A 13,700-nucleotide genomic window follows, 5' to 3' on the forward strand; every position below is an offset into this window, starting at 1 on the left:
CGGTCGGCCCCACAGGCCGGCCGCACCTGTCTTTGGCCCCGCAAACCGCATTGGGAGACTGACATGGTTCACTTCTTTGGAATTTTCGGTCCGGGCAAGCTGGCGCGGCGCGCCCAGGACGACGCTCCCGCCAAGGCCAATTTCTTCGGCGGCCTGCCCGATCCGGCCCAGGGCGCCGTACCTTTGACGCGCGCCGAGCAGGATGCCTGCTTCCTCAATGGCAAGGGACCCGAACCCAGCGCGGACACCGAGTCCTCGGAGCAAGCCGAGGTCCAGGAGTAATTAGGCCATCACCCCGAAGACTGCGCCGATGGCTGCAGTCACCGCCATGGCGAAAGCCCCCCAGAAGGTGACGCGCAGAGCGCCACGCACGAGGCGGGCGCCGCCCGCAGAGGCGCCCAGCCCGCCCAGGATGGCCAGTCCGACAAGGGTGGATGCTGCCACCAGCCAGACCACCAGAGCTGGCGGAGAGAACACTGCCACGAGGATCGGCAGGATGGCGCCGGTGGCAAAGGTCAGCGCCGAAACGAGAGCCGCCTGCACCGGGCGGGTGGCGATAGTCTCGGAAATGCCCAGCTCATCGCGAGCGTGTGCGGCAAGGGCATCTTTGCTGGTCAGTTGTTCCGCCACCTGGCGTGCCAGCGTCCGGTCCAGGCCCCGCGCCTCATAGATACCCGTCAACTCGTCCAGCTCCCCCTCCGGATCGTCCCGTAGTTCGGCGCGCTCGCGGGCCAGGTCGGCCTGCTCAGCATCCGATTGCGAACTGACCGAAACATACTCTCCCGCCGCCATCGACATGGCGCCGGCCACCAGCCCGGCAAGGCCAGCAATCAGGATCGCTTGATGGTTCGAGCCCGCCGACGCCACGCCCACCACCAGGCTTGAGGTGGAAACCAGGCCGTCATTGGCTCCGAGCACGGCAGCGCGCAGCCAGCCGATCCTGTGCACCATGTGCATTTCGCGATGGGTCGTTCTGCTCATTTCGCTTCCCCGTTTCGAAAATTGGCGTCGAAGGTGATGGTGACGGTCATGCCGCTCGCGCTCATGTGCTTGGCAAGAACGGCACCGTTCAGGTGAAGGACTCGCTCGACCACGGTGAGGCCGATGCCGAGCCCTTCTGACAGGGGGGCAGCTCCGGCCCCAGACGGCGCCATGTCGATCACCGCGATCACCGGGCCGGGCCCGGCGCGCACGACGATAGTGGTGCCCGGCGGCGTGTGGCGCACGGCGTTCTCGATCAGGTTGCGGCAGGCGTCGCGCACGAGATTGGGCGCGATGCGGACGCTGTCGGCCCCTTCATTTTCGAACGCAATACTGTCGCCACGTGACAACACCCACGGGGCAATGACGCCCACCAGTTCCTCGCCCAGCAAGCCCAGGTCGGTGGCCACGAATTGGTCCGCCTCCAGTGCCTCGAGTCGCGCCAGTGCCGTAAGCTGCGCCACGAAATCGGATAATTCATCGACCTGAGCTTCGGCGCGCCGGGCCGTCGAGTGATCCAGGGATGACAGTTCCAGCTTGATGATGGAAAGGGGCGTTCGCACTTCGTGGGCAATGGCAGAGGTGAGGACGCGCTGGCTGCGGATCAACTCGCCGCTGCGGGCAAAGGCGCGATTCACCGCACGGGTCAGATGCCCCACTTCTTCGGGCATGCCAGCAATGGGCAGCCCTTCACCCAGTTGCAGGGGATCGAGGCGGTCTGCCGCGCTCGCGGCAGCCTTGACCGGTCGCAAGGCGGAGCGGATTGAAACAATGGTGCCGCCGATCACGAAGACCAGCAAAATGCTCATTGGCACGATCAGATGGTCGAGCACCTCATGCCAGAATACCCCCCATACCAGTCCGTCACGGTCACCCATGGTGGCAAATTCGATCAGCAGCGGTTTGCCGTCGCGCTCCACTCGTCCGCCACCGGCGACATGGAGCGGCTTTCCAGGCGTGATCACCCGTACCCAGAAATCGGGCGGTCGCACCGACAGGGGCAGGAAGTGTTCCTCGCAGGCGGTGTCGCAGGCCGAAAACAAGACCGCGCCATCGGCCGTGCGGACGCGCGCGAAATAGCCGGTTCCGGGGGCAAACAACTCCTCCATCTCGTCGGGCAGGGCATAGCCGATCCGGCCCGAGACACTGGCGGCGCCTTCGCTCAGCATGTCCACCTGTTGCTCCACCAGCAACCTGCCCAGTTCCTCGTCGTTGAAATAATAGTCGCTGAAGACCACCGCCATCTGCGCCAGGGCGGCAAGAAAACCAAAGGCGATGATGCGCGTCGCCGCGAGCTGCCAGAGTGGACGGCTCATGACGTCGTTCTCAGCAGGTAGCCGACACCGCGAATGGTCTCGATCACAAGGCCCGTCTCATATCCCTCCAGTTTTCGACGCAGCCGCGACACCGATAATTCCACCGCATTGCTGCTGTGTTCATCGCCGAATTCAGAAAATGCGTGCTCGATCCTGCGCTTGGACACAACCTGATCGGCCTGGCGCATCAGCATTTCGAGCAGTCCGCGCTCGCGCGGCGCCAGGTCGATGGACTGTTCGCCACAGCGCAATGTCGAGCCGGACAGCGGCAGGGTAAGCTGGCCGGCAACCAGATCCGGCATGACGGCATGCGGGCTGCGCCGCAGCAGTGCCCTGACGCGGGCCAGCAGTTCGCCGTTATTGAAAGGCTTGGTGAGATAGTCGTCGGCGCCCGCATCGAGGCCATCGATCCGCTCGTCCACGGCGCCGCGGGCGGTCAGGACCAGAACAGGGGTCGCCACCGCTCGCGCCCGCAGGCCGCGCAGCAGATCGAGCCCGTCAATATCGGGCAGGCCCAAATCGAGCACGATGGCATCATAGGGCACCTGTCTCTGCGCCTCGATGCCGTCTTCGCCTAAAGCAAAATCGTCGACCAGCCAGCCCGCATCCCGCAAAGCCTGGCTGGTCAACGCCCGCAGGCGCTCATTGTCCTCGATCAGCAATATGCGCATCAGAGCCGTCCAGTGGCCGTTTCCATCCGGTAATCATCGCCAAAGGCAGGTTTTCACGGTGTCGCACGCTTTCTATCATGGCCGCAGCGATATGCAGAATGGCAAGGCCAAGAACGGCATTGGCCATCACATCATGCAGCGTTTCCAACCACTTCTCGCCCCAGAACGCGTCGAGCCCCATCATCCAGCCAGTGACACCGAGCCCAGCCAGCAATGCCATCAGGCTCAACATCATGACGGCGCCGAGCGGCGAATGACCGAGGGTGCGCGGATCGGTGCCGGCGAGCAACTGTCGAACATGGTTCACCACACGCCGCGGCGTTGGAAAGAAGTCCGAAAAACGTGCATGCCGCGTTCCGACAATGCCCCAGACCAGGCGAATGGCCAACGCGCCGACGACGACATAGCCGGTCACCTTGTGCCAATATTTGCCGTGCTCCAAGACCCAGAGGTTGAGCACGACGCCGGTGACGATGGTCCAGTGGAACAGGCGGACAAGCGGGTCCCAGACCCTGACGGGGGCGGCGGATTGCTCCGCCGCCGTGCCAATTGGATGCGTGTCAGCCATCGATCTCGGCCTCGACGACGTCGCCGGTCACCGGGTTGAAATAGACCTCGGCGCGCTTTTCGTCCTTGGTGAAGCCGTAGATCTCGTAGCAATTGCCACTGACCTGGAAGGTCTTGATGGTATAGCCGAGTTCGGCAACCTTGGCCTTCATGGCATCTTCGCTCATCCACTTGTCCTGCGCTTCAGTGGTGCAGTTCGGGCTGGCCATGGCCAGGGTGGGCGACAGGAGGACGAGGGCGGCGACGACAGCAGCTTTGAGTTTCATGGGTGTTCTCCATTTTCGGGGCCGCACCATCGCGGCCATGGTCATGGATTAGCCGGGCCAAGCTGTCGGGATGCTGTCGAAGCCATCAAATAGTCGACCCGAGCCGTTTCGCCGACGGCGCCAGACTCAGCTAGGGTGCGGTCGCGCAATACGGGGCTTCCAAAATATCCATGTCCGAAACCGACCTTTATCTCCCGCTCAAGGCCTTCATGGAGGGCGCCGGTTATTCGGTCAAAGGGGAGGTGAATGGATGCGACCTGGTCGGCGTGCGGGACGACGATCCGACCGTCGTCGTTGTCTGCGAAATGAAACTGTCCCTGACGCTCGAACTGGTGATGCAGGGCGTCAAGCGCGCGGCTTTCTGCGACGAGGTGTGGCTGGCGGCCCGTGCGGCAAAGACTGGCCGTGGTCGCGAGCATGATGCGCGGTTCCGTAATCTCTGCCGCCGGCTGGGCTTTGGTCTGCTCACTGTTTCGGCCTCCGGGGCCGTCGAGATCATTGTCGCCCCCTTTGCCGCGACACCGCGCAAGGACGCAAAGCGCCGCTCGCGGCTGCTGGAGGAGCATCGGCGCCGGGTTGGCGATCCGCAAAAGGGCGGTGGACGCGGCAAGCCGATCATGACCGCCTATCGGCAGGATTGCATACGTTGCGCTGCGGCCCTGTTGTCCGGGCCGCAAAGTCCCCGCCAGCTCAAATCCGTTGTCGAACGCGCGCCGACCATTCTGCGCAGCAATGTCTATGGCTGGTTTGTCCGCGTGAGCCGCGGCATCTATGATCTCACCGAACTGGGTCGAGCGGCAGTACTCCCGGCCCAAGAATAATGGGCGCCCTCACTGTGAGGACGCCCATTATCAGGTCTAGTAATCTGACAGCGCCGACGTACTCCTCGGCCCTACCGCTTGATTAGGCGCGCATCTTCTCCCGCGTTTGGAAGCGCTTGCCGGTGGCTGAAGGCAGGGCCAGCGTGACGAGAACGAAGATCGCCGTCGCCAGTTTGAGGTCACTGGGCTGCAGGCCGATGGACAGGCCAAGTGAGACGAGCTGGTAATACACCGCCGCACCCAGCACCGGCGCCAGCAATTGCCGGGTTACCGTATGACGGCCGACAATGGTTTCACCGATCACCAACGATGCAAGGCCGTTGATCAGCACGCCCAGGCCCATGCCGACATCGGCATAACCCTGCAACTGCACGATCAGGGCCCCACCCAGCGCCGTCATGGCATTGGCCAGGGCGAGGCCGACAATGGTGTAGGTCCACAGGTTGATGCCCAGCGACGGCGCGAGGTCTGGATTGACACCCACCACCCGCAAAGCCGCCCCTGCTTGCGTGGTCAGGAACCAGCGCAGCGCCAGCAGCAAGGCAACGACCAGTACGCCGAACACCAGGATCTGCATCCAAACCGTGGTGACGATACCCGGATGGATCATGTTGAAGATGTTGTCGGCGTTGAACAAGGCCGCATTGGACTTGCCCAGGATGCGCAGGTTGATGCTGTAGAGGCCGGTAAACACCAGGATGCCGGCGAGCAGCGAGTTGATGCCGAACCGCAGATGAATGATCGCTGTGCTGGCCCCGGCCAGGCCACCCGCCGCCACGGCGACCAGCGTCGCCAGGATCGGATTGTAGCCGGCAAGGATCAGCGCCGCGCACACGCATCCGCCGAGCGGAAAGGCCCCCTCGCTGGTGAGGTCGGGAAAGCTGATCAGCCTGAAAGGGATCATGATGCCCAGCACCAGGAACGAATAGATCAGGCTTTGGGCAAAGGTGACCGGGACGAGATTTATGTAGGACGAAACAAAACTCATCTCAGGCTCCCAGCAGCATGCGGTCGTTGTCGAGCTTGAACTTCTCGATCAGGTCGGCAGGGGTGAGACCGGCTTTCTCGGTTCCGCCGATATCGAGCTTGATCTTGCCGGCATCCATCATGATCAGCCGGTTTCCCGTCTCGATGGCCTGGCGCATATTATGCGTGACCATGAGTGTGGTGATCGCATTGCTGGCGACGGTGTCGAGCGTTGCCGCCATCACTCGGTCGGCTGTGCGCGGGTCGAGCGCCGCCGTATGTTCGTCCAGCAGCAAGAGCTTTGGACGCGACAAAGCCGCCATGATCAGCGACAGCGCCTGGCGCTGGCCACCGGACAAGGTCGCGACCACCGCATCGAGCCGGTCTTCCAGCCCCAGTTGCAGGCTGGCCAGCTGCTCCCGGTAGAATTCCCGCCGGCGGGCGGAAATCAGCTGGGCAAAGCCATGGCCTTTACCGCGACGCTCGGCCAGCGCCAGGTTTTCCTCGATGGTCATGGCGGCGGCCGTGCCGATCATCGGGTCCTGGAACACGCGGGTGACCAGACCTGCACGTCGGTGTGGTGCGAGGCGGGTAATGTCCTGTCCGTCGAGCACGATCTGGCCGGCATCGACGAAGAAGCTGCCGGCAATGGCGTTGAGCAGCGTCGACTTGCCCGCGCCATTGCTGCCGATTACCACGACAAAATCACCGCGCGACAGCTTCAGGTCCACGCCATCAAGGGCGGGTCGACCGCCGGGCAGCCCGGTCGAGAAGCTCTTCTTCAGGCCCTGGCAGTGGAGCAGAGACGCAGGTGACTGCGTCTCCTTTCTTAGAGGAACGGGTTCGCTCACTTGATGATCCAGGGGCTGTCCTTGAGCGCTTCCGGCAGGGTCAGGCCGACTGCCTCGAGACCCTTGACGCTGATCAGCTTGTCGAAGTCTTCCGGCTGGGGAATATAGGTGGCGATATCGGCCGGCTTTTCGCCTTTGAGGATACGGTCGGCGATGTCGGCCGCATGCTCGCCATTCTTCCAGTAGGAGATGGCGTGGAACCCGGCCAACTGGTCCTTGAGGTCCGGCGCATAAACCGAATTGAACAGCGGCAGCTTGATCCGCTGGGCGGCCTGGGCCACCACTGGCACTGCGGTCTGCACGATGTTGGACTGGATCAGGAAGATAGCATCCACCTGGCCGGCAAAGCTCTGTACGCGCTGCGGCAGATCGTTCTGATTGTCGACCGGCACCGCGACGATTTCGATGCCTGCTTCGGCAGCAGCTTCGTTGATCAGCTTGATATTGGTCGCGTCATTGTCTTCGCCGGGATTGAAGAGCGTACCCACTTTCTTGATGCCGGGAATGACTTCCTTGAGGAAGGACAGAGATTCCTTGAAGTTGGGGAGCATGGCCGCACCGGCACTCCATTCCGAACCGTGCTCCCAGTCGGGCACGATGCCAGCGACGACGGGGTCGACGACGGCGCCGAATACGATGGGGATGGATTTGTCGGTGATGCCGCGCACGGCCGCCTGGTTGAGGCCCGTGGTGATGGCGAAGATCAGCGCCGGCTTCTTGGCTTCGACCTGCTGCAACACCTGCGGGATGAGACTGCGGTCGAAATTGGCGTGCTGGAAGTCATAGACGACATCAGTGCCCTCGACATAGCCGAGCTCTGTCATCCGGGCCTTGAAGCCATCGGCGGTCTCGGTCAGCGCCGGATGTTCGCCGAAGCTGGCGATGGCGATGAGCTTGGGTTCGGCATGTGCCATTGTGGTAGCGGTCGCAAGGGCAGCGGCAGCCAGAAATAGTCTTTTGAGCAGCATGGTTTTCCCTCCGTGTGCTGTCATTTTGCTGGCGCGATGCGCCAGTTTTCGCGGGCAACGCGGAGAAAGTTCTCTCCGAGAATGCCCTTGATTGCGGGCTCGCCATAGCCAAGGCCGATCAGGGCCTCGACCAGGTCGGGCAGAATTTCGGGTTTCACATCGGCCCAGGGGGGGCGCGGATAGCCGCGCTGCGCCATCATCGGTCCGGCGTCGTAAAGCTTGGTCATGAAGTCTTGGTAGAACACCACGTCGAGCCCCAGCCCCACATGGTCTGGGCCAACCAGTTGCACCACGTGATCGATATGGCGCACCAGCGGCTCGAGGCCGGACTGGTTGTCCTCGGTCAGGAAGGCACCGATAGAATTGATGCCCACCACGCCATTGCGTGCCGCCAGAGCCTTGACCTGTTCGTCGGTCACATTGCGTTCGTGATCTTTAAGCGCGCGCATGCTCGAATGCGAAATGACAATAGGCTTTTCCGACAGCGCGATCATGTCGAGACTGGTCCGGATACCCGCATGCGAAGCGTCGAGCAGCATGCCGCAGCGGTTTGCCTCGGCTACGAAGGCGCGTCCCAGCATGGACAAGCCGGCATCGGACGGTTCGTGGCAGCCATCGCCCAGCGGGTTGCGGGTATTATAGGCCAGGATCATCCAGCGGATGCCCAGGCGGTACCAGAAGTCGATCAGGGTCGGCTCATAGCCAAGCGGGCCGGCTCCCTGCAGGTGAAAGCTCACCGCCATCTGCCCATCGGCCTTAGCTGCGCCGATGTCATCGACCGTCTCAATGATCCGGTAGCGGTGCTGCCGTTCGATCCAACGGCGTTGCTGGGCAAAATGCTTGAGCGTCGCTTCGGGCTTGTCCCAATCCGCGCCGATGGTCAGAGATACGAAGGAAAAGCCAGCCTTGTCGAAACGGGTCAGCATTTCCGGCCCGTTATCTAGGCATTCGGGCGTCCAGCCGACCACGCTTTCCCAAACGATCGACTGCGCAATGAGGTCCTTCGCGGACATGGGATCACACTCCGGAAAATGCGGGGAAGCGGCTGAGAGAAAAGGCAGAAATATCGATGGCGCTCTGCCCGGTGGTCACCAGCTGTGCAGCAATCTCGCCGATGGCCGCTGAATGCTTGAAGCCATGGCCGGAGCAGGGGGACACCACCAGGATCCGCTCATCGTTCGGGTGCCAGTCGATGACGAAGGCGCTGTCCGGGGTTGCGGTGTAAAGGCAGGTCACCGCCTTATGCCGCCGTTCCGATACGCCCTTGAGGCGCGGCGCCAGATGGCGGGTATATTTTTCGGCAGACGCCGAAAGCGGCACGTTGCGGTCCACTTGGTCGGGATCGATGGGGTTGCCATAGGCTTCGTCGGCGATCTTGATGGCGCCCAGCCCATCGATCTCGGGAAAGCCGTAGAAGAAGTCGTCGGCGCTCTCGCCATGCGGCCAGATAAACACCGGGCCGCTCGCCCATTCCTGCCGCAGCTCCGGTTCGAGTTCGAACCAATGCATGGACTGGCGGGTGGGAGAGAGAATGGTCTCGAACGCGCCGCCTAACAGGCTCGGTGCGCCGCTGCCTGCCGAAAGCACTAGCTTCTGGGCCAGGATATCGCCCAACGTTGTCTTGAGCAGGACGCCATCCGGCGTGTGTTCGATGGCGGTGACCTTCGTGTCGAGCACCGTCTCCCCGCCTAGCGCCTTGCCCAGCGTTAACTGGGCGGCAACGCAGCGCTCGGGTTCGACATAGCCGGCTCCCGGCTCGAAATAGCCAATTTCATCGTCGGCGACTGCGAACTGCGGAAAGCGCTGGCGGATCGCATTGGCGTCGAGAATTTCGTGCGGAATGCTGTAGCGGTTGGCCGCCTCGCGCGTACGCTGGATAAAGCCGGTTCGCCCTGGGCGTTCAACGGCATCGTCGGCGCGTGAGATGATGAGGCACCCCACTTCGCTGAGCAGGGTCTGCCCGGTTTGGCCCTCAAGGTCGCGCCAGATTTCGTGGCTGCGGCTGACCAATGGCACATAAGCCATGCCTTCGCCGATGGCGCGCCGGGTGATGCGGCTTTCGCCATGAGTAGATCCATGGGGATGGGGCGGATTGTAGCGGTCAATACCGATGACATCGGCCCCGGCCTTTGCAAGCTGGTAGAATGCCGCGCTCCCCATAGCCCCGAGCCCCAGGACTGCATACTCACAACGACGCATTCTGCCCACCCTCTCGTCACAGCCGAGCGGTCGTCAACCTAGATGCATGCCTCTGCATTGGTATAGACCTAAAATTTTAAGCTCCACCGACCCGTGAGTTTTGTTTTTTGAGCGACCCACTTGGCCGGGGTTTGGTATGCCTAGCGAGCCACAGGCTGAGCGGGTCGTCAATCGCATTTATGTGCGCAATCGGCACTTAAAATAGAAAATATTGCCTTCATGAAATCTAAAAATAGCAAGTGATGCTACGATATGCATCGTGAGTAGAATTTGGTCACTTCTGCGACCTGGCGCCGTCTGTCGCGCTACGCCGCAGAAGCCAACTGCTGCGCGCCGCTTTCCCAGATTGCCTGTTGGCCCTCAGCCATCACCCGTTGGTCGCTTCGACACAAACAATCAGCGATAAGTGCATAGTGCATGCACTGGCTGCATAGCGCCGGATGACGGATTTGCGACGATCCCATGCAGTCCATGAGGGTGGACAAGCAAGGGAACACGAAAATGCGAAAAATCGGAATTGTTGGCGCCGGTCAGGCCGGCCTGCAGCTGGGCCTGGGGCTGCTCAAGAATGGCTACCAGGTGGTCATTACCTCTAATCAGACGCCGGACCAGATCCGCAATGGCCGCGTCACCTCCAGCCAATGCATGTTTGACCGCGCGCTGGAAAACGAGCGCGCCCTGGGCATCGACTTCTGGAAAGACGCGCCGCCCGTGGAGGGAATCCAGTTTTCCCTGGTCCCGGGCGGCCAGACCGCGATGCAGTGGTCGTCCCGCCTCGACAGGCCGGCTCAGTCCATCGACCAGCGTGTGAAGATGCCGCGCTGGATGACAGAATTCGAAAAGGCCGGTGGCGAACTGCGCATCGCCGATGTCGACATGGCCGGGCTGGAAGCGCTCGAGCAGGAATGCGACCTCGTCATCGTCGCCTCGGGCAAGGGTGAGATCGGCAAGCTGTTCCAGCGCGACGAAACGCGCTCGCCTTTCGACAAACCCCAGCGGTCGCTGGCGCTGACCTATGTGCACGGCATGGAGCCGCGCAAGGAGCATTCGGCGGTCAATTTCAACCTGATGCCGGGTGTGGGCGAGTATTTCGTATTCCCGGCGCTGACCCTTAGCGGCCCATGTGAGATCATGGTGTTCGAAGGCATTCCCGGTGGCCCGATGGACAATTGGGCCAATGTGAAGAGCCCGCAGGAGCATCTGGCCGAGAGCCTCCGCATCCTCAAGGAATTCGTGCCCGAGGAATATGCCCGCTCAAAGGATTGCGTGCTGACTGACGACCTCGGCATATTGGCTGGCCGCTTCCCGCCCACCGTGCGCAAGCCGGTTCTGGCGCTGCCCAATGGCGCTGTGGCACTGGGCATGGGCGACTCGGTCTGCCTTAACGACCCGATCACCGGCCAAGGCTCCAACAATGCCAGCCACTGCGCGGCGGCCTATCTCACGGCGATTCTCGAGCATGGCGATCGTCCCTATGACGCCGCCTTCATGCAGGCGACGTTTGATCGCTACTGGGATTATGCCCAGTTCGTCGTTGGCTGGACCAACAACATGCTGCTGCCGCCGCCCGAGCACATGGTCAAGATCCTCGGCACGGCCCAGCAGAACCAGAAGGTGGCCCACTGGTTCGTCAACGGCTTCAACGACCCCCGCACCTACTTCCCGACTATCACTGACCCGGCTCTCACCGACGCCTTCTTGGCTGAGGCCATGGGAGCAGCAGCATGAGTGAACCCATCAGCAATATCGACCCGGCGCAATTGCGCCGGGCCTTTGGAATGTTCGCCACCGGAGTGCTCATCGTCACCACCCGCTGGGGCGAGCGCATCCACGGCATGACGGCGAATTCGTTCACCTCGGTCTCGCTCAACCCGCCACTGGTCCTGATCTGCATCGACCACAAGGCTTCGATGAAACAGGCGCTGCACGATAGCGGCCATTATGGTCTCTCGGTGCTAGCGCATGACCAGCAGCATCTGTCCCGTCACTTCTCGTCGCGAGGCAGTTCTGATCTGGAGGTCAGCTTTGACGAGCTCGGCGGCATGCCGGTGGTGCAGGGGGCGCTGGCCCAGTTCTCCTGCCGCATCACCCAGGCGCCGGATGCCGGCGACCATCTGATCTTCATCGGCGAAGTCACCGACTACAAGCACAATACCGGCGAGCCGTTGCTCTACTTCGGCGGCGGTTACAAGCAATTGCACAAACCCCAGGTGATGGAGGCCTGCCAATGAGCGAGTTCGAAGGAAAGGTGGCAATCGTCACGGGTGGCGCGGCCAGCATTGGCCTCGATATCACCAAGGGACTCGTAGAGGCCGGCGTAAAGGTCGTGGTTGGAGCACGCAGCCGCGAAGCCGGCGAGGCTGTAGCCAGGCAGTTCGGCGACAAGGTGCGCTATGTGGCTGCCGACATCCGCAAGGACGAAGACCTCGATGCCCTCGTTGCTGCGGCCGCGGAATGGGGTCGGCTCGACATCGTCGTCAACAATGCCGCCGTCTATGACGACAATGGTGCTCAATCGAGCCGCGAGTCCTGGCTCAATACGCTGAACACCAATGTGGTCTCGAGCGCGCTGCTGTCGGAAAAGGCGCGGCCGCATCTTGCGAAGCAGGGGGGCTCGATCGTCAATATCTCCTCGATCAGCGCCTATGCGGCTCAGTCCGGCCGCTGGACTTACCCGGTCTCCAAGGCCGCCATCCTGCACCTGACACACTCGCAGGCGCTGGATTATGCCAAGGACGGTATCCGGTCCAATAGCATCATTCTCGGCTGGACCTGGAGCGATCCCATTGCCGGCCTGTCCGGTAACGATCAGGAAAAGGCCGACAGTGTCGGCGCAAATTTCCACATCCTGGGGCGAGTCGGTCGCGGGCCGGAAGCGGCAGCGGCGGTACTGTTCCTGTCATCCAAGGCAGCCAGCTTCACCACCGGCTCTGAACTCAAGGTCGATGGCGGCTACACGGCGCTGGGGCCGGAAGGTCCGGGCCAGGCGATTGCCCTGCTCACCGGCGGCAGCGCCTCGGTCCGCTGAACCATGTGGCCGGCCCAGCGCATCAGCGATAAGGGTCGGCCCAATCCAGCATCAGCGGCGGCGGCGTGTTTCCGACGGCGACTCGCCGAATGTCGCCTTGTAAAGCGCCGCGAAGCGCCCCAGTTGATAGAAGCCCCATTGTGTGGCCACGGACGTAACCGTTTCCTCGTCCCCGCCTGTGAGCAACTGCTCCCGCACACGATTGAGGCGTACCATGCGCAAATGGGCCAGCGGCGAGGTGCCGCGAAAGTGACGGAAACCATCGAACAGCGCGCGTCCGCTGACGCCGCTCACCGCGATCAGGTCCTGAAGGTCGAGCGGCTTGTCCGCATTCTCTTCGATAAAGCCCTCCACCAAGCGCACATGTCGCGGCGCGATGGCATTGCTGCGCTGGGCCAGCCTGGCGGTGAAATTGTTGGCCTGATGTTCGAGCAGGCTCACCATGAGCAGCGATTCCTGCAGGCTCGCCGCCAGCGGATTGGGCGGCTCTTCGGAAAGCTCCAACCCATCCATCAGCAGGTTCACCATGCGCCACCAATGCGCGCTCGCACCCTGCACCGGCATCGCCAGGTCGAAGCGGACGCCCTTGGCTGGTGCGCCACCGAGCATGGCCGACAATTGCTGCTCAAGTGCCCCGCGATCGATGCGCACCATCAATTTGGCGCAGTCGGCACTCCAGCGCATGCGCGTGGCATCATCTGGGTTGAGGACTGTCGCCTGTGCGGAAGACGCCTCGGCCTCATGACGCCCTTGCTTGATCCGCGCCTGGCCGGAATAGGGGAGCATCAGCAGAAAAAAGTCATCGAGGGCGCCCGGTTCGATCTCGACGTCCGCGCCATAGCTCATCGCGCCCACCGCGATGGCTCCTGTTCGCGCCATGGTCTGCCACGCCCCGACGGTACGGGCGCCGGAGAGCGGACGCAGACGATGGTCACAATAAACGCGGGCGACCTGTTCTCTCGCCTCGTCCACATCGGTGGTGGAGAAGCGTTCATAGCGGGCGAGCGGTTGCTGCAAAGCAGTCATCGACGTCACTCCCGTTCCGGCCCGCGAGCAGTGCCGGAAA

The 13,700-nt window shown here is 62.5% G+C and carries 16 protein-coding genes; 5 read left to right on the plus strand and 11 right to left on the minus strand.

The features are described from left to right. The first annotated feature begins 63 nt into the window (after positions 1-63). Positions 64-282 carry a hypothetical protein gene (locus tag DEVEQU_RS10735; RefSeq protein WP_126150575.1) on the plus strand — a complete coding sequence of 73 codons (219 nt, stop codon included), beginning with the start codon at positions 64-66 and terminating at the stop codon, positions 280-282. Here DEVEQU_RS10735 and DEVEQU_RS10740 read toward each other — a convergent pair whose 3' ends face one another. Genes DEVEQU_RS10740 through DEVEQU_RS10760 form a run of 5 tightly spaced genes read right to left on the minus strand, consistent with a single transcriptional unit; the run spans position 283 to position 3,801 of the window. Further along, positions 283-981, minus strand: a complete 699-nt coding sequence (locus tag DEVEQU_RS10740) for a VIT1/CCC1 transporter family protein (protein WP_126150576.1) — start codon at positions 979-981, stop codon at positions 283-285. It abuts the gene before it with no gap. Continuing rightward, positions 978-2,297: a sensor histidine kinase gene (locus DEVEQU_RS10745; RefSeq protein WP_126150577.1), complete on the minus strand. Its 1,320-nt coding sequence runs from the start codon at positions 2,295-2,297 to the stop codon at positions 978-980. Before DEVEQU_RS10745 ends, DEVEQU_RS10740 begins: the two co-directional genes overlap by 4 nt. Next, positions 2,294-2,968 (minus strand): response regulator transcription factor, encoded by a 675-nt coding sequence (locus tag DEVEQU_RS10750; RefSeq protein WP_126150578.1) that lies wholly within the window; start codon positions 2,966-2,968, stop codon positions 2,294-2,296. Before DEVEQU_RS10750 ends, DEVEQU_RS10745 begins: the two co-directional genes overlap by 4 nt. After that, positions 2,940-3,536 (minus strand): cytochrome b/b6 domain-containing protein, encoded by a 597-nt coding sequence (locus DEVEQU_RS10755; RefSeq protein ID WP_126150579.1) that lies wholly within the window; start codon positions 3,534-3,536, stop codon positions 2,940-2,942. The genes DEVEQU_RS10750 and DEVEQU_RS10755 overlap by 29 nt, the downstream gene beginning before the upstream one ends. After that, the gene (locus tag DEVEQU_RS10760; protein WP_126150580.1) at positions 3,529-3,801 is read right to left on the minus strand and encodes a PepSY domain-containing protein; all 273 of its coding nucleotides are present in this window, start codon (positions 3,799-3,801) and stop codon (positions 3,529-3,531) included. The genes DEVEQU_RS10755 and DEVEQU_RS10760 overlap by 8 nt, the downstream gene beginning before the upstream one ends. 170 nt (positions 3,802-3,971) lie before the next feature. On the opposite strand from DEVEQU_RS10760, the gene DEVEQU_RS10765 reads away from it, so the two are divergent. Then, positions 3,972-4,622 carry a DUF2161 domain-containing phosphodiesterase gene (locus DEVEQU_RS10765; RefSeq protein WP_126150581.1) on the plus strand — a complete coding sequence of 217 codons (651 nt, stop codon included), beginning with the start codon at positions 3,972-3,974 and terminating at the stop codon, positions 4,620-4,622. Between the two features lie 82 nt (positions 4,623-4,704). Here the strand turns inward: DEVEQU_RS10765 and DEVEQU_RS10770 are convergent, their stop codons facing one another. Genes DEVEQU_RS10770 through solA form a run of 5 tightly spaced genes read right to left on the minus strand, consistent with a single transcriptional unit; the run spans position 4,705 to position 9,606 of the window. After that, entirely contained in the window at positions 4,705-5,610 is a 906-nt protein-coding gene (locus tag DEVEQU_RS10770; protein WP_126150582.1) for an ABC transporter permease, read from the minus strand. 1 nt (position 5,611) lies between these two features. Further along, positions 5,612-6,391 (minus strand): ABC transporter ATP-binding protein, encoded by a 780-nt coding sequence (locus tag DEVEQU_RS10775; RefSeq protein ID WP_126150624.1) that lies wholly within the window; start codon positions 6,389-6,391, stop codon positions 5,612-5,614. Positions 6,392-6,435: 44 nt separating this feature from the next. Beyond that, on the minus strand, positions 6,436-7,407 hold the full coding sequence (locus tag DEVEQU_RS10780; RefSeq protein ID WP_164550353.1) for an ABC transporter substrate-binding protein: 972 nt from the start codon (positions 7,405-7,407) through the stop codon (positions 6,436-6,438). A 20-nt stretch (positions 7,408-7,427) separates the two neighbouring features. Beyond that, positions 7,428-8,420 (minus strand): dipeptidase, encoded by a 993-nt coding sequence (locus tag DEVEQU_RS10785; RefSeq protein ID WP_126150584.1) that lies wholly within the window; start codon positions 8,418-8,420, stop codon positions 7,428-7,430. A 4-nt stretch (positions 8,421-8,424) separates the two neighbouring features. Next, positions 8,425-9,606, minus strand: coding sequence for an N-methyl-L-tryptophan oxidase (gene solA, locus DEVEQU_RS10790; protein ID WP_126150585.1), 1,182 nt, complete (start codon positions 9,604-9,606; stop codon positions 8,425-8,427). A gap of 501 nt (positions 9,607-10,107) precedes the next feature. On the opposite strand from solA, the gene DEVEQU_RS10795 reads away from it, so the two are divergent. From DEVEQU_RS10795 to DEVEQU_RS10805, 3 genes are read left to right on the plus strand one after another with little or no spacing between them, the layout of a single operon-like run. Then, the gene (locus DEVEQU_RS10795; RefSeq protein WP_126150586.1) at positions 10,108-11,334 is read left to right on the plus strand and encodes a styrene monooxygenase/indole monooxygenase family protein; all 1,227 of its coding nucleotides are present in this window, start codon (positions 10,108-10,110) and stop codon (positions 11,332-11,334) included. Next, positions 11,331-11,837 (plus strand): flavin reductase family protein, encoded by a 507-nt coding sequence (locus tag DEVEQU_RS10800; RefSeq protein WP_126150587.1) that lies wholly within the window; start codon positions 11,331-11,333, stop codon positions 11,835-11,837. The genes DEVEQU_RS10795 and DEVEQU_RS10800 overlap by 4 nt, the downstream gene beginning before the upstream one ends. Continuing rightward, positions 11,834-12,634 (plus strand): SDR family oxidoreductase, encoded by an 801-nt coding sequence (locus tag DEVEQU_RS10805; protein WP_126150588.1) that lies wholly within the window; start codon positions 11,834-11,836, stop codon positions 12,632-12,634. Before DEVEQU_RS10800 ends, DEVEQU_RS10805 begins: the two co-directional genes overlap by 4 nt. A gap of 51 nt (positions 12,635-12,685) precedes the next feature. On the opposite strand, the gene DEVEQU_RS10810 is transcribed toward DEVEQU_RS10805, so the two are convergent. Continuing rightward, positions 12,686-13,660 (minus strand): AraC family transcriptional regulator, encoded by a 975-nt coding sequence (locus DEVEQU_RS10810; protein WP_126150589.1) that lies wholly within the window; start codon positions 13,658-13,660, stop codon positions 12,686-12,688. Between the last annotated feature and the right edge of the window lie 40 nt (positions 13,661-13,700).

The sequence above is a fragment of the Devosia equisanguinis genome, from assembly GCF_900631955.1.
GTDB classification, from domain to species: domain Bacteria; phylum Pseudomonadota; class Alphaproteobacteria; order Rhizobiales; family Devosiaceae; genus Devosia; species Devosia equisanguinis.